At 41.5% G+C, this 17,623-nt stretch carries 16 protein-coding genes and 2 tRNA genes; 5 read left to right on the top strand and 13 right to left on the bottom strand.

Translation table 11 applies throughout. The annotated features are described in order from the left end of the window. Positions 1–16: 16 nt before the first annotated feature. The 9 genes from CHA01nite_RS15860 to CHA01nite_RS15820 all read right to left on the bottom strand — a co-directional run bounded on the left by CHA01nite_RS15860 (position 17) and on the right by CHA01nite_RS15820 (position 8,554). A complete protein-coding gene (locus CHA01nite_RS15860; RefSeq protein ID WP_146943126.1) occupies positions 17–1,084 on the bottom strand; it encodes an acyltransferase family protein in 1,068 nt (355 codons plus the stop codon). 5 nt (positions 1,085–1,089) lie between these two features. Then, complete coding sequence (locus CHA01nite_RS15855; protein WP_146943124.1) at positions 1,090–1,857, bottom strand: TatD family hydrolase; 768 nt, start codon at positions 1,855–1,857, stop codon at positions 1,090–1,092. A 4-nt stretch (positions 1,858–1,861) separates the two neighbouring features. Then, positions 1,862–2,374: a DUF4269 domain-containing protein gene (locus CHA01nite_RS15850; protein ID WP_146943122.1), complete on the bottom strand. Its 513-nt coding sequence runs from the start codon at positions 2,372–2,374 to the stop codon at positions 1,862–1,864. 16 nt (positions 2,375–2,390) lie between these two features. Further along, complete coding sequence (locus tag CHA01nite_RS15845) at positions 2,391–2,720, bottom strand: hypothetical protein (RefSeq protein ID WP_146943120.1); 330 nt, start codon at positions 2,718–2,720, stop codon at positions 2,391–2,393. 5 nt (positions 2,721–2,725) lie between these two features. Beyond that, complete coding sequence (locus tag CHA01nite_RS15840; protein WP_146943118.1) at positions 2,726–3,676, bottom strand: GSCFA domain-containing protein; 951 nt, start codon at positions 3,674–3,676, stop codon at positions 2,726–2,728. 81 nt (positions 3,677–3,757) lie between these two features. Next, on the bottom strand, positions 3,758–4,729 hold the full coding sequence (locus tag CHA01nite_RS15835) for a polyprenyl synthetase family protein (RefSeq protein WP_146943116.1): 972 nt from the start codon (positions 4,727–4,729) through the stop codon (positions 3,758–3,760). Positions 4,730–4,898: 169 nt separating this feature from the next. Then, positions 4,899–6,041, bottom strand: coding sequence for an inorganic phosphate transporter (locus tag CHA01nite_RS15830; RefSeq protein WP_146943114.1), 1,143 nt, complete (start codon positions 6,039–6,041; stop codon positions 4,899–4,901). 20 nt (positions 6,042–6,061) lie between these two features. Further along, positions 6,062–6,700: a DUF47 domain-containing protein gene (locus CHA01nite_RS15825; protein ID WP_146943112.1), complete on the bottom strand. Its 639-nt coding sequence runs from the start codon at positions 6,698–6,700 to the stop codon at positions 6,062–6,064. A gap of 153 nt (positions 6,701–6,853) precedes the next feature. Beyond that, entirely contained in the window at positions 6,854–8,554 is a 1,701-nt protein-coding gene (locus tag CHA01nite_RS15820; RefSeq protein WP_146943110.1) for a DEAD/DEAH box helicase, read from the bottom strand. Positions 8,555–8,800: 246 nt separating this feature from the next. Here CHA01nite_RS15820 and CHA01nite_RS15815 point away from each other — a divergent pair, with 246 nt between their 5' ends. The 3 genes from CHA01nite_RS15815 to CHA01nite_RS15805 all read left to right on the top strand — a co-directional run bounded on the left by CHA01nite_RS15815 (position 8,801) and on the right by CHA01nite_RS15805 (position 12,322). Continuing rightward, positions 8,801–9,526, top strand: coding sequence for a DUF2461 domain-containing protein (locus CHA01nite_RS15815; protein ID WP_228458434.1), 726 nt, complete (start codon positions 8,801–8,803; stop codon positions 9,524–9,526). Positions 9,527–10,045: 519 nt separating this feature from the next. Next, positions 10,046–10,840 carry an FkbM family methyltransferase gene (locus tag CHA01nite_RS15810; protein WP_146943108.1) on the top strand — a complete coding sequence of 265 codons (795 nt, stop codon included), beginning with the start codon at positions 10,046–10,048 and terminating at the stop codon, positions 10,838–10,840. 3 nt (positions 10,841–10,843) lie between these two features. Further along, positions 10,844–12,322 (top strand): lipopolysaccharide biosynthesis protein, encoded by a 1,479-nt coding sequence (locus tag CHA01nite_RS15805; RefSeq protein ID WP_146943106.1) that lies wholly within the window; start codon positions 10,844–10,846, stop codon positions 12,320–12,322. A 76-nt stretch (positions 12,323–12,398) separates the two neighbouring features. Here the strand turns inward: CHA01nite_RS15805 and CHA01nite_RS15800 are convergent, their stop codons facing one another. The 4 genes from CHA01nite_RS15800 to CHA01nite_RS15785 form a co-directional block, all read right to left on the bottom strand. Next, positions 12,399–13,478, bottom strand: coding sequence for a hypothetical protein (locus tag CHA01nite_RS15800; RefSeq protein WP_146943104.1), 1,080 nt, complete (start codon positions 13,476–13,478; stop codon positions 12,399–12,401). A gap of 121 nt (positions 13,479–13,599) precedes the next feature. Continuing rightward, positions 13,600–14,454 carry a glycosyltransferase family 2 protein gene (locus CHA01nite_RS15795; protein ID WP_146943102.1) on the bottom strand — a complete coding sequence of 285 codons (855 nt, stop codon included), beginning with the start codon at positions 14,452–14,454 and terminating at the stop codon, positions 13,600–13,602. A 283-nt stretch (positions 14,455–14,737) separates the two neighbouring features. Next, positions 14,738–16,138, bottom strand: coding sequence for an aspartate ammonia-lyase (gene aspA, locus CHA01nite_RS15790; protein WP_146943100.1), 1,401 nt, complete (start codon positions 16,136–16,138; stop codon positions 14,738–14,740). A gap of 110 nt (positions 16,139–16,248) precedes the next feature. Beyond that, positions 16,249–17,277: an N-acetylmuramoyl-L-alanine amidase gene (locus tag CHA01nite_RS15785; protein ID WP_146943098.1), complete on the bottom strand. Its 1,029-nt coding sequence runs from the start codon at positions 17,275–17,277 to the stop codon at positions 16,249–16,251. A 137-nt stretch (positions 17,278–17,414) separates the two neighbouring features. Between CHA01nite_RS15785 and CHA01nite_RS15780 the strand changes: the two genes are divergently transcribed. Both CHA01nite_RS15780 and CHA01nite_RS15775 read left to right on the top strand, forming a co-directional pair. Continuing rightward, a tRNA-Ser gene (locus CHA01nite_RS15780) sits at positions 17,415–17,499 on the top strand. Positions 17,500–17,517: 18 nt separating this feature from the next. Further along, positions 17,518–17,592, top strand: a tRNA-Pro gene (locus tag CHA01nite_RS15775). Positions 17,593–17,623 lie beyond the last annotated feature (31 nt).

Raw genomic sequence — 17,623 nt, 5'->3', positions numbered from 1 at the left:
TTTTCCGATCAGGTTTTTACTTATTCCCAATTCTATACAACTTCTTTTTGTTCAGAAATCTTTTTTCATAATACCTGTATGAAACATGAGCCGTAAAAATGGTAAGGCCGATAACGGTGAAATTGCTTAAAAAGATAATTACTGTATCATTGATCTTAAACTTCGACAATAGTTTCAGAAAGATAAAACCGACAAGCTGCATGACAATAACATGATACATGTAAATCCCATACGATATCTTGCCCAGATAGATTAAAGTTCTATTCTCGAAAAAAGAGATCGGCTTACGGACAAAGATGGTTATGAAATATCCGAAAAGCAACATGGCAAAAATAAAATAAGCCGGTTCCGAAAGGTAATCAATAAAAAGATCTGTTGTAAAGAACAGGATCATCAGTATATAAACAGCTGTATCCGTGAATTTCTGAAATGTCTGCTTTCTAAAATTCTGCAGTGAGCACCAGCCGGCAAAAGTAAAATAGAAAAAAATCATTTTATAATCCTTCAGAAAGATAAGATCCGAAAACTCATAGAGATAGACGAAAACAAAACTTAATATAAGAAAGAACATTTTGTAGTATCTGGCCGGAAGAAAAAGAAAAAGCGGTGCAACGAACAGATAGCATTGTTCCTCTATTCCTATGGACCATAGTATTTCCAATATCCCACCCGGATTGTTTACCAACAGCACATTCGGAAAAAAGGTAATCAGGAGAAGAATTCCTTTTGCCAGGTCATAATTTCTTTCTACCGGAACCCCGATGGCAGGAAGAAACAGATTGTAATAAAAAAGCCCGATAAAGACCACCAGGTAATAAACGGGAAAAATTCTCAGTAGACGCCTCAGATAAAATTTTTTTAAATCGATTCCGCTAGTCTTTATTTTTTCGGCATACAGCTGCCGGAAGATAAGGAACCCGCTTAATGAAAAAAACATAAAAACAGCCTCGGTCCCTTTGTGAAAAACCGGCCAATCATTAAATGAACTTATTCCTCTCTTACTGAAAAAAAGAGGAATGTGAAATATCATTACCAGAAACGCTAAAAAAAATCTCAGCGATGTTATATTGGGTAATGTTTTCATAGATGCTAATGGCTGTTAAATATCTTTCGGGCATTCTCTGTGGTAATCCGGTCAATTTCAGAGAAATCCTTTCCGTAGACATCCACCAGCTTTCCGGCTACCAGGTCGAGGTATGCGCTTTCATTACGCTTCCCCCTGTACGGAACCGGCGCCAGATAAGGAGAATCGGTTTCCAGAACGATCTTTTCCAGAGGAATTTCACTTAGAAACTGATCAATCTTGCCGTTCTTGAAAGTCACGACTCCACCGATGCCCAGAATAAAGTTCAGCTCGATGGCACGTTTCGCCTGTTCGGGGTTACCTGAAAAGCAATGGAAGATCCCGCGGAGTTTGGAATGCTTTTTTCTTTCCAGCACTTCAAAGGTTTCATCAAAGCTTTCCCGGGTATGGATAACGATCGGAAGATCTTTTTCGATGGCCCAGTCGATCTGCTGCTCAAAAGCTTTCACCTGAATGTCAAGAGTGGATTTATCCCAATACAGATCGATCCCGATCTCCCCGACGGCCGGAAAAGCCCTCAGATCGAGATAGTCCTTAACAATTTCCAGTTCTTTTTCCCAGGTTTCCGGTTTCACATAGCACGGGTGCAGCCCCATCATGGAGAAAACCTGTTCCGGATAGTCGGCTTCCAGCTGCAGCATTTTTTCGTGGGATTCCGAATCGATGGCCGGAAGGTAAAATCCGGTTATTCCTTTATCCAAAGCCCTCTGAATAGCTTCTTTCCGGTCTTCATCAAATTCTTCTGCGTATAAATGGGTATGGGTATCAATCATTTTTTTAAAATTTTAATAAATCTTCATAAGGGTGATCAAGTCCGAGTAAGATCCCGAATGCAGGCTCCGTCCTGATGCCCTGTCTTTTTAATTCGATGATGCGGTTTTTAAAATCATCCCCTCTTTTCTGTAATATTCTGTATTCAGCTATCATGTGCCGGTATGCATGCTGTTCGACAGCAGGCTTTTTCTGCCCGAAAATTTCGATAAGAAATCCTTCCAGCATAAATTGTCCGGTCACCGCGTTTTCGCCATTTATTTCAAAGCTTTCGAGCTTTATCTTAAACTCAGAAAAACAAGTCATCAGCAGCCCTTCAAACGCCAGCTCATCTTTTATTTCACAGATCACATCCAGATCACTTTCTTCGATATCGATTCCGATCGGGATGGTTCCTGCCAAAACCGGCGAACAGGCCTTTAATTTTTCAAAAATACGGTACCCTGAAAGAACTTCATAGGCTTTGCGCTGTCTTTCGTTTCCGTTTTTCAGGTAATCAATGTTTGTAAAATCAATCATTTGCTTTGCTGAAGGTTTAGGATTCGATGAATTGGGCATTAATATGGTTCAGAACTTCCTGGGTCACCTCCTTTCCGCCTGTAAAATTTTTATAGAAAGAAACCAAGCTGAAAATCGGACCGAACGGAATTCCCCACCATCCGAAAAATAAAGTCAGCAAAGAATATTTCCAACTGTATTTGGAAGACGCTTCATCCGCTTTTATAAAATAGATGTCGCTTGTCCGTCTTGAGGTAATGACAATTACCGATATCGTGTAAGAAAAGACAACAAATTTAGCTCCTTTCCTTAATTCGTCATTTAACCGGTCTGTAGAGAGACCTTCTGTGTTTTTAATCCGGCCCATTGGTTTCAGAATATGGTATGCTTTACTTTATTTCGCTGATTTTCAATCCTTTCGTTCAGTTTTTCTCTAAACTGAATGTATTTGGGATCCTTTTCATCACTGCTCCGGTGTTCCAGCGCTTTGGAAATTTTAAAATTCTCTTTTATAAAATCTTTGGTTTCCTCAGAAAAATAAGCATTGCCGAACTTTTCAAAAATATAATTAACAGCCTGTTCCGTAGGGTGGATCATGTCTTCTTTATAAAAACGGTAATCCCGCAGATCATCCATCATGATTTCATAAATGGGGAGATAATGGCAGTAGTCCAGCCCTTCGGTCATTTCATGTATAGCGGTGATCAGTTTCGATTTGCTCAGCTGATTTTCAATCATCCCGTCTTTGGTATGGCGTACCGGGGATACCGTGAATAAAATCCGGACCTCTTCCTTACAGATGTCTTTCAGGTTTAAAACCGTATCATAGATCGCATCCGTAAGTTCCTGAGAGGTCAGCAATCTCTTTTCAAAGAATTTCTGCGGAATCCGGTGACAGTTGGCCACCAGTTTCTTTTTCGGGCTGAATTCATAAATAAACGAAGTCCCATACGTGATGATGACCCAGTTGCTCTCCTGAAGAAACTGGTTTCCTTCCGTGATCTTACCGTTTATTTTATCCAAGGTCTGATGGACATAACGGGTATCAAAGCTGGTATGATGATCCAGCGAAATAAATTCTTCATCAAAGGTAATCAGCTCTTCCTCCTCATAAAATTCAGAATCGTGGAGCCTCCGGATGGAGTTGCTGATTGAAAAGGGATTGAAAATGGTTCCGAACGGATTATTGACCGTCTGCAGCTGCCCCTGCCTGAACAGCTCGGACATTTCGGAAGCAAAGCATGATCCTATTGAAAATATCTTATCTTCAACCCCAATCTTTTTATTCGATTCTTCGATGTCAACTTCAGTCCGGAATTTCATTTATTCGATTTGAAAATTTGAGAATGGGTCAACTTGAAAATTAAAAATTTTTTAGTCATTTCAAATTAACCGGTTATCAGACTATGATTCCCTTCTCAACAGGTAATTGGCCAGCTCGATAAAAGGTTTTTTCTTTTCTTCAGGGATATCGATTTTCTGCAGGTAGCTCTGTCCGATTTCGTTGTGCTTTTCGATCAGGCGCAATGCTTTTTCATCCACTTTCGTTCTTCTGAAAATCTTTTCAACCCCGTATACTTTGTCGATATTATCCGTTTTTTTGGAATACCAGTAATCCAGCTCCTTTCTTTCTTCTTCCGTCGCATGCTCCCTCGCCATCAGGTAAAGAACGGTTTTCTTATTCTCGTAAATATCTCCGGCATGCTTCTTCCCGAACTGTGCCTGATCACCGAATACATCCAGGTAATCGTCCATAATCTGGAAGGCGATCCCGATGTGCTTCCCGAAGTTGAAAATGGCCTTGGCATCTTTGAAGTTTGCCTTGGCAATCAATGATCCGATTTCAAACGAAGAAGCACTTAAAACCCCGGTTTTGTACGTGATCATTCTGATGTAGTCATCAAAAGTTACATTTTCCTGGGTCTCGAAATTGATGTCGTATTGCTGGCCTTCGCATAAAAGGAGACCGGTGTGGGTAAAGATCCTGATGCAGGCTTTGAAAATTTCAGGCTCAAGATCCTCAAAGAATTTGTAGGCCTTCAGCATCAGCCCGTCTCCGGAAAGGATCCCTACATTGATCCCGTGCAGGGTATGGATGGTCGGTTTGTTTCTTCTCAGAGGTGCTTCATCCATGATATCATCATGAATAAGGGTGAAATTATGGAAAAATTCGATTGCCAGTGCAGGTTTTATGGCTTCCTTCAGATCTCCGCCGAATAAATCGCAGGCCATCAGTACCATAATCGGACGAAGACGCTTTCCGCCATGGGAAATAATGTAGTTCATCGGTTCATACAGTTCCACCGGTTTGTCTTTGAAGGTATATTTGGCAATGGCATCCGCAACAATCTGCTGGTATCGGTCTAAAAATTCCATAAATTCTAATCGTTTAAACAAAAATACAATTTTTAAGTGCTTTCCTGAAACAAAATCATCTGTTTTAAAAATGAAAACTCAAATTTTATATTTAAACAGGTTGAATTTGCAAAAACAAAAAACTTTGCCCGCGAGAGCAAAGTTTTAATGATATATTTAAAATGTGTTGTTAAGATAAGAAGGCCACGGCCAGGTACGTAAGACCTGCAACGATTGCCGAAATCGGAATGGTAAGAACCCATGCCCAAAGGAGGCTTACGGTGATTCCCCAACGTACGGCGGAAACCCTCTTCGTTAAACCTACCCCGATGATCGAACCTGTGATGGTGTGGGTAGTAGATACGGGAATTGAAAGATGCTCGGTAATAAACAGCGTGATTGCACCTGCCGTTTCCGCACTTACCCCTTCCAGTGGTGTTACTTTGGTGATTTTCGTACCCATGGTTTTGATGATCTTCCAGCCACCGCTCATTGTTCCCAGGGCGATTGCTAAAAAGGATACCAACGGTACCCATAAATAATGCTGGGCAAAATAATTAAAACGCTCTCCCGATGCAATGTTCAGGTACAAAGGATCGTGGATCATATCGACATGGTAGAAAATTATTGCCGCTCCTATAATCCCCATTACTTTCTGGGCATCGTTCAACCCGTGGGTTAAACTGAATAATGCCGAAGAGGCCAGCTGCAATCTTTTAAACGACTGATCTGCTTTATGCGGATTTGATTTTTTATAAAGATGCACTATGATAAGCGTAATGATGATCGAAATCAGCATTCCGATAAAAGGCGCCAGGAAAATAAACAGGAAGATCGGAATTACTTTATCGAATTTTACCACACTTTGGTGCGTGACCTGGGTAAAAGCCGTTTTAAACGTGTCCCATATCCCTAAATTCGGCTGTGCGGCAACGACATCATGATAATCCATCATGAAAGCGTGCATTAAAGCGGCTCCCAGGAATCCTCCGATCAATGTATGGGAAGACGATGAAGGAATACCAAACCACCAGGTTAAAAGATTCCAGGCAATCGCCGCCACCAGTCCTGAGAAGATTACTTCCAGATTAATGAAGTTCTCATTAACCGTTTTGGCAATCGTATTACCAATTTTGAATTCTCCAATGACATAAGCCGCTAAAAAGAAGGCCGCAAAGTTCCAGAGAGCAGCCCAAAGAACGGCCTGGAATGGAGTTAAAACTTTTGTTGAAACAATAGTCGCAATCGAGTTGGCAGCATCATGGAAACCATTGATGTAGTCGAATACTAAAGCCAATGCAATAATAACTATAAGTAAAATCGGAAATTCCATTGTTTAATTATAATTATTAATTAAGCGTATTTAATCATGATGTTCTCAATCGTATTGGCAACATCTTCTGCTTTGTCGGTTACGACTTCAAGATAATTAAGTACGGATGAAACTTTGATAATGTTGATCGCATCATTGGTTTCGAACAACTCCACCATCGAGTTGGACAACAGATCGTCAGCGATATTCTCAATGGAGTTCACTTTGATACAGGCTTCTTTTACCTGCTCCATATTTTTGAAACCTTTCAGGTTTTTCATGGCATTCTGGATCTCAAGACAAGCTTTGTGGATGAGCAATGAGAAATCCGAATACGCCTTCATTTCGGGTGATTTGTATAAGAAAATATATTTTGTGGAAGCGTAGATATAATCTGCGATATCATCCAGCCCGGTAGCGAGGGTGTGGATGTCCTCCCTGTCGAACGGCGTGATGAAGTTTTTCCCCAGTTCAACGAAGATCTCGTGGGTCAGTTCATCGTTTTTGTGTTCATAATCGCTCATCTTTTTCAGCATGGAATCATCATTCAGATCGAAATCTTTGATTCCGTTGTTGAAATCCTCAGACATTGCCACAAGGTTTTCTGTTACTTTTTCGAAAAGCACAAAGAAGATTTTATCTTTCGGTTGAAAAGCGTGGAAAATATTACCAATTCCCATTGTAAAGTTTTTATAATTCGTGTGCAAATTTCTTAAAAAACCCCCTTACCTGAAACAATAGGACATTAAGTTTTGTTAACATTGGCTTAACCCCTGATTATCAAATAAAAAAACCGGCAAAAATGCCGGTTTTCAATGTATTTTCGGAAGAAATTAATTGGCCTCTTCAGCCCTCATTTCTTTCCCTCTGAATTTCATGGTAGAAATATTGCTCAGAAGGTCTCCCTTAAACGACTTCTCGATTTCAAAGAAAGAGAATTTCTCTAAGATTTCGATGTCGCCGATTTCTGCTCTTTTCTTGGTTTTGCCATTGGAAGTCGCCTTGTTGATGATATCCAGTACGTCAAGTTTCTTCAGCTGGTCCTTTTTACCAAGGTTGAAGAAGAACCTTACCATATCTTCGTTCTTTCTTCTCGGTTTTCCGCCACGCTCTCTTCTTTCGCCTCTCTCGCTTCTTTCTCCTCTGTCGCGGTCTCTGCCTCCTCTTTCACGGTCTCTTCTGGAACCTCCTCTGTCATCATCCCTGCTGCTCATTTTCTGCTCAGCCAGGTCATGACGGTCTTTATAATACAGGGCCAGGTCTTTCAGCTGGAACTGAAGTAATTTATGAGCTAGTTCTTCTTTGGTGAAAGCTGATAAATCAGGGATCAGGGAATCGTCAAACTCAAAGAAATCTTCATGGATTTCAAACAGGCTTTCAAAAACACCTCCTACCTGCGCTTTGATGATATCTTCTCCTGTAGGAATCTTCGCTTCGTTGATTTCGATTTTGGTAACCGATTTGATCTGCTTCAGCTTTCTGCTTTCTTCAGGCTTGATCAGGGAAATCGAAATTCCGTCTTTTCCTGCTCTCCCCGTTCTTCCGCTTCGGTGAACGAATACTTCAGGATCATCAGGCAATGAATAATGGATGACATGCGTCAGTGAATTTACATCCAGTCCTCTCGCTGCCACGTCCGTAGCCACCAGGATATCGATATTTTTCAGTCTGAACTTCTTCATCACCGTATCACGCTGCGCCTGGGAAAGATCCCCGTGAAGCGCGTCGGCTGCATAACCGTTCTGCATCAGGAAATCGGCAACCTCCTGGGTTTCCATCCTTGTTCTGCAGAAAATAATGGAATATTGGTTCGGGTTTGAATCGATCAGTCGCTTCAAGGCCTCTTTTTTCTGACGGTAACCGGCCACGTAATATTCGTGTTTGATGTTCTTCTTAACTTCGTTAATGGAACCCACGGAAATACGGTGAGGCTTTGTCAGGTAATTTTTAGAGATTCTCTCCACTTCTTTGCTCATTGTGGCAGAGAAAAGGAAAGTCTGTTTTGTTTCAGGGGTTTCGCTGAGGATGGTTTCCAGTTCGTCTTTGAAACCCATGGAAAGCATTTCGTCAGCTTCATCCAATACCAACCAGTGAATGGCAGAAAAATCCAGTGCTTTTCTGTTGATCAGGTCGATCACCCTGCCCGGAGTTCCCACAATGATCTGCGGTTTATCCTTAAGCGATCTCATTTGGTCCATAATACTGCTTCCACCATAAACGGCTGTCGTTTTGATGTCTTTCATGTACTTGGAATAGTTTTTTATGTCTTTAGCAATCTGAAGACATAATTCCCGTGTCGGACAAAGCACCAATAGCTGGATTTTGCGACTCGTTTCGTCAATCATATCCAAAATCGGAAGCGAAAATGCTGCTGTTTTGCCTGTCCCCGTCTGCGCAAGTGCGATCAAGTCGCGAATATCTGAAAGAATGAAAGGGATAGTCTGTTTTTGGATTTCTGTCGGGCTTTCGTAGCCCAGTTCGCCAATGGCCTTAAGAATATCAGGACTTAAATTGGTCTCCGTAAATAAATTCATTAAATATTATAAAATTTCTGCAAATATACAATAAATATTGATTTGTTTTTGAATTAATTTCTAAATATACAAAGTTTAATTCAGAATCCTTTACCGTTTTGTTAATTTTTAAAAAATTTACCACAAAAAAAGGCACCTGGGGTTAAAAAAATGTTAACCATTATTTTTGTTTGTTAAATCGGATTGATTTTTTTGCCGGTATTCATGCATTTTCAGAAATTGCCATAAGAATAAGTTTTTGTAATTTTGAAAGACGGAACTGAAACCATCAGCCAGGACCCCTTAAAAAAACGAAATCACATGCCGGCCACCCTCTCCTCCGAAATTTTCGGATTTCTGCAAGACCTTGCCCTGAACAACAACCGTGAATGGTTTACCGAACACAAGCACCGCTATACCGGATCACAACAAAACATCATTGCATTTCTCGAAGACCTGATCAGAGAAATGTCCGGCTTCGATAAAGAGCTGGCGAAAATCGATGCAAAAAAGTCGTTATTCAGGATTTACCGGGATACCAGGTTTTCCAAGGACAAAATTCCGTACAAGACCAATTTCGGAGCGTCACTGGGAATGGGAAAAGGAAGCCAGAAAGGTGGCTATTACCTGCATCTGGAACCCGGAAAATCGTTTATCGCCGGCGGAATCTATATGCCTGAGCCATGCGTTCTCAAAGAACTGAGAAAGGAAATCTCTTTGTATGCCGGAGATTTTCTTGCTCTTATCAACAACAAAGAATTTAAAAAGCATTTTCCGGAGCTGGATCAGGAGGACAAACTTAAAAAGATCCCGCAGGGTTTTGAAAAAGATGATCCGATGGCCGAATACCTCAAGCTTAAAAATTTCATCGTGGTATACGACCTGAAAGATGAAGAAGTCCTGGATGAAAATGCCGTGGAAAATCTTACCCAAATCTTTAAGCTGATGAAGCCGCTGAACGATTTCCTCAATACCCCACTCCTGCAAGGGTGAATGGTGAATTTTGCTTCGCAAGTAAATGGTGAATTCCTCACTGTCGTTTAATGCTTTGAATAACCAATATTCAAACATTTATCTTTAATAAAATTTTAAACCGCTTAGGGTAGTCTGCATTTGGCTGGAAATAATCTCCCGCAGATTATGCAGATCGAAGGTAAAAATAAACAATATTGAAATAATGGATCCGGCCGTCACCGCAATTCCCCTCCGAATTTAAAGAGGTGTCGAAAATCCAAAGAATTTTTGACGGGGAGGTCTGGGTAGTGAATGGTGAATTTTGCACTTCAGTTGAAGTTTTCGTACGTTCCAACCTCAATTAAAAATCTAAATCAACAAGTATTGACGGGATATGTTTGTCGCGAAATTTTAAATGATTATAATATACGACAAGATCATGTCGTATATTTTTACGAAAACAAATTAATTACTGATTATCAACCAGTTATATTTAATTATTTTTAACAGTAATTTAACATTTTTGCTTATATTTGCGGATTAGTCAAAAAGCCTGTCATGTCCCTGTATCAGAAAATCGCTGAAAAGCTGCAATACGTAAGCCCTAGTTTTTATAAAGAACGGTATTTTAAAAGCTTACATCACCTGACGAAAGATAATTTTTCGGCAAGGAATGTAGAGCCGGAACTGGTATGGATCAAGGATTTTTTACCTGAAAATGCAGTGATTCTGGACATTGGCGCCAACGTCGGAACTTTTCTTTACCAGCTGGAAAAGAAACTTGATCCCGGAGCGATCTATGCTTTCGAACCCAATCAAAAATTATATCGCCGCCTGAAGAGGCTGTTTCCTTCCATGAAGGTGTTTCCGCTGGCCCTATCCGATGAAAATACCACTGCCGAATTTAAGGTCCCGGTAATCAACGGGAAAGCCGTAGCCTCCAGAGGAACGCTGATTACGGAATACAGAGAAAAAGGCGAAGAAAAAAGCTATACGGAAAAAGTACAGGTAATGAGGCTGGATGACTGGGATGAGATCAAACATTTCAACAGGTTGGATTTTATTAAAATCGATGTTGAAGGTAATGAGATGAAAACACTTTCCGGTGCGAAAGAGATGATCCGGCGGTTTGCACCGACACTGATGGTGGAAATGGAACAAAGGCACCATGAAACACCGATCTGGAGAGAGATTTCCGAGGTGGAATCCTGGGGCTACGATGCCCATTACCTCAACAGAAATCATTTTAAGCCTGAAAAACTGACGGAAGAAATCCTTCTGAAAAATACAGGCGACGAAAAAAACAAAACGGAATACATCAACAATATTATTTTTATCCCTAAAAGCCAATAAAAGATGAGTGTAGTAGCAAGACAGGGGTTTAAATATTCTATCATTGGCTATATCGGTTTTCTGCTGGGCACGGTCTCAGCCATTTTTATTTTCCCGAATGACTTCGAGTTTTACGGTAAGCTCCGGTACAGCATGCAGACGGCGGAAATGCTGGTGCCCTTTGTGGTATTCGGGATTTCGTATGCCAACGTGAAATTTTTCCACAGCGTACAGAAAGACGGAAAAAATCAGAATATGCTGTCGTTATCATTGCTTACGGTGGCTGTCAATTTCCTGATTTTCTGCGGGATCTTCTTTATCCTGCCCTACTTTTATCCCAAGTTCCTGAAAACCCAGGCGTGGAACATCAAGGAAATCATCCTGCCGCTGATCCTGGTGTTATCCTTTTGTGCTATTTTCAACAAATACACTTCCAATTATAAACGGATCGTTGTCTCCAATATTTTCGATAATCTTTTTCCTAAAATAGCCAATCTGGGAGCGTTCTGCCTGTTTTTCTATTTTGCGATGTCGCAGCAGGTGGCCCTCTCCTTTTTCTTCGGGATTTTTACCCTGATGCTTTTCGGGTATATCTATTACACGAATAAACTTGAAAAGATCAACCTGGATTTCAATACCGACTATTTTAAAAAAGACAATTTCTGGAAGGAATTTGCCAACTACAGCTTTTTCGGTTTCCTTGGAACTTTCGGGAATTACCTGGCGATCAACAGTTTTATGATCGGCGAATATATGGGAATGGAGGAAAACGGGATTTATTCCACGCTGTATGCCCTGATTTCCCTGATTTCCATTCCGCAGCTCGGCCTTTTTAATATTTCCGCTCCGATCATCAGCCAGCATCTCGCGGACGGTGATATGGAAGGGCTGGACCGGTTCCATAAAAAGACATCGCTTTCCCTGTATTTCCTGGGGGCCGTCCTGTTTTCCTGCATCATGGTAGGATTTCCCTACCTCACCCACTTTATGCCGAAAAACGGGATGATGCTCCGCGAATACGAACCGGTAGTGTGGATCTGGGGATCTGCAGTCTTGATCGATCTGGCGACAGGTTTTAACGGGAATATTATTTCCCTTTCCAAATACTATAAATTCAATATCCTGGTGATGCTTCTGCTGGCCGGACTTACCATTGCCCTGAATTTCTATTTCCTGAAAAACACCGATCTTAAACTGATCGGAATAGCGCTTTCAACCGCCATTTCCCTGACGACTTACAACGTGGTGAAGATTGTTTTTAATTATATTATGTTTAAGGTTTCGCCCCTGACTATTGAAATGATTTTTGTTTCCATCATCTGTACCCTTGCGATTACGGTAGCGATTGTCCTGCCGAATTTCAGCAATAATTTCATCAATCTGATTTACAAGCCGGCAGTCGTCCTTTTATTGATATTTATCGGGAATTATTTCACGAAAATATTTCCGGTAGAAAATTACCTGAACAGGAATTTTATCAAAAGTATTTTTAAGTTTAAATAAAAAAGGCAGTCGGCCGGAGGAAGGAAGCGGGATGCCGGAAGTTTTAGATGAACCTACAGCTGGTGATGTTTAAATATTAAACGGCGTTATTTGACGTAATCATCTCATTTAAAATTTTTTCAAGTTTTCGCTGAACCATCGGTTTGCTATAATCTTTCTGAAAATCATAAGGGGTGTCTTTAAGCCTATCAAACTGATTGATGACATCTTCCTCTTCCGGGATGATAAAATCAAGCTTTGATGGGTAGCTTTGAGGAAAGACGGCCCACTTTCCGAATTTAATGGCATCGCCCAGGTTTCCCGTCATTTTGGTTTTACCATAGATTTCTCTTTGACTGAAAAATTCCGTTTCCTGCTGAATCGGGCACCATAAGACATCAGCCTTCCGCATCCATTCGTTAAAAGCGGATGGAGAGACTCTCTCCGAAAAGTACATAATATTTATATGTTGCAAGGAACGTTCTAAATCGATTATATTTTTCAGCTCTTTATTTTTTGCTTTTCCTAAAAAGACAAATTCAAGTAATTTTTTATCGATAACAGAATCCTTGATGAGCTCCTCAATGGTTTTTATTGTCGAAATAACTTTTTTATAATCTCTCCTTTTTTGAGAGACACCGCCGGGAATTACGATGGTAAAAACCTTATTATCCGGTTGGTCTGCCTGCCTGGTATAAAAGAGCGGCAGGAACCTGAATCCGTCAGAACTTAATTGTTCGTCCAGTACCAATTTGTGTTTAGCTTTCCGGTACACTTCCGGAGATCGTAATAAACCTTCTTTCCCTAAAAGTTTCAGCCGGTAGATCCTGTCTTTTTTAAAAATGCTCTTTATGAGTTCCATCTGGGAAGCTCCTGTGAAATTCATGTTATGGACGATAACTGCCGTATGATATTTTGCAGCAATGACATCAAATATATTGAAATACCGGTGAACGGTTCCTATAATGACCAGATCGTAATTTTTCTCCTTTAATTGATCCAGGATCATCGAACTGCCTGATAAAAAGACCTGCACATTATGATCATCAACCTGATTTTTAATTTTTTCTGAAAAATAATAATCTACTGAAAAAGACCTCAGCCCTTCCATAATTTCCATGAAAGCGTGTGCTATTTCCGCATGGGTGTCGATTTCGATATAAGCTATTTTTTTCACAGTGGATAAATTCAGGCTAATGCCAATTTTGTTTGTTTTAAAACAGATGGGCTTCCTTAGACAAGCTTAGGATGATATTGCCCGTTTCTATTGAGATTGAAAGCAAATAAAAGATCAGCAATTACATTTTCAGCCATTTTTTCTTCAGCATATTCCAGCGCTGGCGGTTGATAATCTTCCGTTCTTCTTTTGAAATTTTCAATTCCAGTTTTTTGGATCGGCAGCCTTCGTAAGATTTTATAATATCCGTGAAAAAGCCGGCCGATCTGCTTTTCATGGCTTCTTTAGAGGCCGCGATATAGGCTAAAAAACGGTTCAGTCCTAAAAAGTAAAAATACCTTCCGTAATAATCCGCCGGGCGTATCGTGTAATCCGCTCCTTTTACCTTGATCAGCCGGACGTGCAGTTCCGGCAGCACAACTTCTTTCCAGCCCAGGTTTTCCAGCAAAATGGCATCGATATTGTCCCAGCCCAATGTTTCCCGGATGCCTTTCATCTGAATGAAGCATTCTTTCCGGTAAGCCTTCATCGGACCCCGGACATGATGTTTATTGGAGTTGCCTTCATATACCCATTGTCCGCCCTTTTCCACATACAACAAGCCGCCGACGAGTCCGTATTCCGGGTGTTCCTGAAAAGCCTTTGTGACCGTTTTAAGATAGTTTTCAGGCAGAATAATATCCGCATCAAATTTACAGATGATGTCAAATTCATCTATATCTTGAGTATGAAGCCCGTTATTAAAGGCATTGACGACCTTTGAACCCGGCTGATGGGCCGATTTCCCAAGATGGATGGCAGTAAACCTGGAATCCGTACCGGTATATCTTCCGATCACTTCAGAGGTAGCGTCCGTGGAACCGTCGTTGACAACTACGGCTTTAAAATCCGCATGGCTCTGGCGCAGTAGGGAACCGAGAGTAAACGGAAGGTTGTTTTCCTCGTTATGGGCAGGAATGATGATTAAGAATTTCAAGAAAACTATTTAAAAATGAATAAATTACAATTATTTTATCTAAACTGATTTTGATTTAACCGCAAAAGATACAAAAGACAAGCGTCTATTACTATAAGATCATCTAGTGAAAGTTCGCAAAAAAATTGCGGGCTTTTAGCATTCTGACCTCCGGCTTAATTACGTCATTTCAACATTTTTGTTTCTTTTACCACCGATAAAGAGTTTAAATAAATCAGTTCATAATAAGTGATCAATGATTTAAATCCAGATACATCGTTCATCAGTGATCACTTATTATTGATTATTTATTGTGCGGTTTCAGCATATTCTTGGGATCAAGGATTTCATCCAGTTTTTCCTGGGAAAGGATTCCTTTTTCCAGCACCAGGTTATAAACGCTTTTTCCGGTTTCCAGGGCTTCTTTAGCAATGGCGGTAGAATGTTTGTACCCGATGTAAGGATTCAGGGCCGTGACGATCCCGATGCTGTGTTTCACCATATTCAGGCAGATCTCCTTATTGGCTGTAATACCGGCAACACATTTTTCACGAAGGGTATCCAACGCATTGCCCAGGAATTGGATATTTTCCATAATCGCATGGGAAAGCACCGGCTCCATCACATTCAGCTGCAATTGCCCTGCTTCCGCAGCAAACGTTACCGTAAGATCGTTTCCGAATACTTTGAAACAAACCTGGTTGACTACCTCCGGGATTACTGGATTTACCTTCCCCGGCATGATGGATGATCCCGGCTGCATCGGCGGAAGATTGATCTCCGAAAGTCCCGCTCTCGGCCCCGACGCCAATAATCTCAGATCGTTGCAGATTTTTGACAATTTTACCGCCAGGCGTTTCATCGCCGATGAATAAATGACATACGATCCCGTATCCGGTGTTGCTTCCACCAGGTCCGGTGCGGAAACTACCGGAAATCCTGTGATCTCCGCTAAGTTTTTTGCACAGAGTACGGCATATCCTACCGGCGCATTAATTCCGGTTCCGATGGCTGTCGCGCCCATATTGACTTCCACAAAAAGACCGGCGTTGTTATTCAGCTTGGAAATATCTTCTTCCAGAGTAGCGGCGAATGCCTCAAACTCCTGGCCCAAGGTCATCGGAACCGCATCCTGAAGCTGCGTCCTTCCCATTTTAATCACATCCTGAAACTCCTGCCCTTTGGCCCGGAAAGCTTCTACGATTTTTTCCAGCTTTTCCACCAGCGAACTATTCATCTGCAGCAGTCCCATTTTAATCGCGGTGGGATAAGCATCGTTGGTCGATTGGGAGAGATTCACATGGTCATTCGGCGAGCAGAATTCATACTGCCCTTTGTTTTTGCCCATTTTTTCAAGCACCCGGTTGGCGATTACCTCATTGGCATTCATGTTCACCGAAGTCCCTGCGCCTCCCTGGATCATATCTACCGGAAACTGGTCGTGAAGTTCGCCCCTGATCAGTTCATCACAGACCTCCGACATTACAAAATATAAATTTTCATCCAGCAGGCCCAGCTCGTAGTTGGTTTTTGCCGCAGCCTTCTTTACGAATGCCAGTCCGCGGATAAACTCCGGGTATGATGATAAAAGCTGTCCCGAAATTTTAAAATTATCGATCGCCCGTTGCGTCTGTACTCCATAATAAGCATTTACCGGAACATTCAGTTCGCCCAGTAAATCGCTTTCTTTTCTAAAATCTTCCATAATTCATATTTAATGTAGCCGTTTAAAAAGGTAACAATTTAACAATAAAAGCATTGCATAATTCTTCTGCTAACCGATTGCTTCATGGGTAAATTGATACATTGTTACCTTTATTTTACCGGGTATTTCTGGTTTAAAGCCTGAAGGATCGAAAAGGTTTCTGCATCCATGATTCCATCGTAATTCTGCGGTCGGAAGTGGTACTGGAATGCTTCGATCGTTTTTTTGGTGGCATCATCCCACTTTCCGGATAGATCCAGTGCATAACCGAATTTCTGCAGCTGCGTCTGAACACTGATGATGAAAGCCGGATCGTTGTACGTATTCTGAAAGCCTGTAGAGGTTGCCAGGTCATAATATCCCTGCTTAATGGCATCATCATACCACATCCCGATCTGATAGTCATCGTACAGCTTTTTCCATGGAAACAACGGTCCCGGATCCTGCTTTCTCGTAGGCGCAATATCCGAATGGGCCAGGATATTCGTTGCCGGAATATTATAGCGGGTTACAATATCTTTCACCAGAGCAGCCACTTTTTTCACCTGTGCCTCATCGAACGGCACAAAAATTCTTTTTCCGGAAGCATCGGTGGTAAAACCGGTGTTTACGATTTCAATCCCGATGGAATTGTCATTCAGGTTGCGGTCGTTTCTCCAGGCACTGACTCCTGCATGATAGGCGCGCTTGTTTTCGTCCACCAACTGATAGATTTCATTATCGCCGGTATTGTTGACCAGATAATGGGCACTCACCGACTGTTGGGAAAGAACGGTAACCGATTTATCATCCGGTAAAGCCGTATAGTGTAAGATGAGATACCGCTGTCTGAAATTCTGCGCAATGGCAGGGAAATAGGTCTTTACCACTTTGTAGCCTGCCGGCTTTGCAGAAACGATGGAACCGTAACTGGCCGTGTTGTCATTTTTCGCAATGTCGGCGATGTTGGTGGTAAAAAATTCTACGCCGTGATCAGTGGTTACTTTCGGCTTCAGCTTATCGCCCGGCTGTGTTTTACCTGCCGTTTTCGGCTGTACCGCGGGCGTCCGGGGGATATATTGTTTTTTTTTCGCGTTCTGCTGCGAGGTACAGGAAAAAACAAGCGTGCTTAATCCGATGATATATAATGTATTACGCATGAGTTACTTTTTTTAGTCGTTTATTACCTCAAAAATACGGAAATTTTTCTTGAAAAATATTTGGTAAATAAAGAAATCTGTTCTATATTTGCACTCGCAATAAAGGAGTAACGATCATTAAAAAACGAAGATAAACAGGAGGGTTGCCGGAGTGGTTAACGGAGCAGTTTGCTAAACTGTCGACGCGAAAGTGTCGCAAGGGTTCGAATCCCTTACCCTCCGCTTTCTTATATATCTTTTCGGGGCGTAGCGTAGTCCGGTCATCGCGCCTGGTTTGGGACCAGGAGGTCGCAGGTTCGAATCCTGCCGCCCCGACTTTTTAACGCGCTTAATTACAACCTAAGCG

It is taken from the genome of Chryseobacterium hagamense (assembly GCF_007991455.1).
GTDB lineage: Bacteria > Bacteroidota > Bacteroidia > Flavobacteriales > Weeksellaceae > Chryseobacterium > Chryseobacterium hagamense.
The sequence above is the reverse complement of the archived record's forward strand: the minus strand, read 5'-3'. Positions and strand labels throughout refer to the sequence as shown.

Excerpts from the sequence above, each read along its gene's own strand:
- CHA01nite_RS15860 (WP_146943126.1), bottom strand. The coding sequence starts at position 1,084 with ATGAAAACATTACCCAATATAACATCGCTGAGATTTTTTTTAGCGTTT.
- CHA01nite_RS15855 (WP_146943124.1), bottom strand. The coding sequence starts at position 1,857 with ATGATTGATACCCATACCCATTTATACGCAGAAGAATTTGATGAAGAC.
- CHA01nite_RS15850 (WP_146943122.1), bottom strand. The coding sequence starts at position 2,374 with ATGATTGATTTTACAAACATTGATTACCTGAAAAACGGAAACGAAAGA.
- CHA01nite_RS15845 (WP_146943120.1), bottom strand. The coding sequence starts at position 2,720 with ATGGGCCGGATTAAAAACACAGAAGGTCTCTCTACAGACCGGTTAAAT.
- CHA01nite_RS15840 (WP_146943118.1), bottom strand. The coding sequence starts at position 3,676 with ATGAAATTCCGGACTGAAGTTGACATCGAAGAATCGAATAAAAAGATT.
- CHA01nite_RS15835 (WP_146943116.1), bottom strand. The coding sequence starts at position 4,729 with ATGGAATTTTTAGACCGATACCAGCAGATTGTTGCGGATGCCATTGCC.
- CHA01nite_RS15830 (WP_146943114.1), bottom strand. The coding sequence starts at position 6,041 with ATGGAATTTCCGATTTTACTTATAGTTATTATTGCATTGGCTTTAGTA.
- CHA01nite_RS15825 (WP_146943112.1), bottom strand. The coding sequence starts at position 6,700 with ATGGGAATTGGTAATATTTTCCACGCTTTTCAACCGAAAGATAAAATC.
- CHA01nite_RS15820 (WP_146943110.1), bottom strand. The coding sequence starts at position 8,554 with ATGAATTTATTTACGGAGACCAATTTAAGTCCTGATATTCTTAAGGCC.
- CHA01nite_RS15810 (WP_146943108.1), top strand. The coding sequence starts at position 10,046 with ATGTCCCTGTATCAGAAAATCGCTGAAAAGCTGCAATACGTAAGCCCT.
- CHA01nite_RS15805 (WP_146943106.1), top strand. The coding sequence starts at position 10,844 with ATGAGTGTAGTAGCAAGACAGGGGTTTAAATATTCTATCATTGGCTAT.
- aspA (WP_146943100.1), bottom strand. The coding sequence starts at position 16,138 with ATGGAAGATTTTAGAAAAGAAAGCGATTTACTGGGCGAACTGAATGTT.
- CHA01nite_RS15785 (WP_146943098.1), bottom strand. The coding sequence starts at position 17,277 with ATGCGTAATACATTATATATCATCGGATTAAGCACGCTTGTTTTTTCC.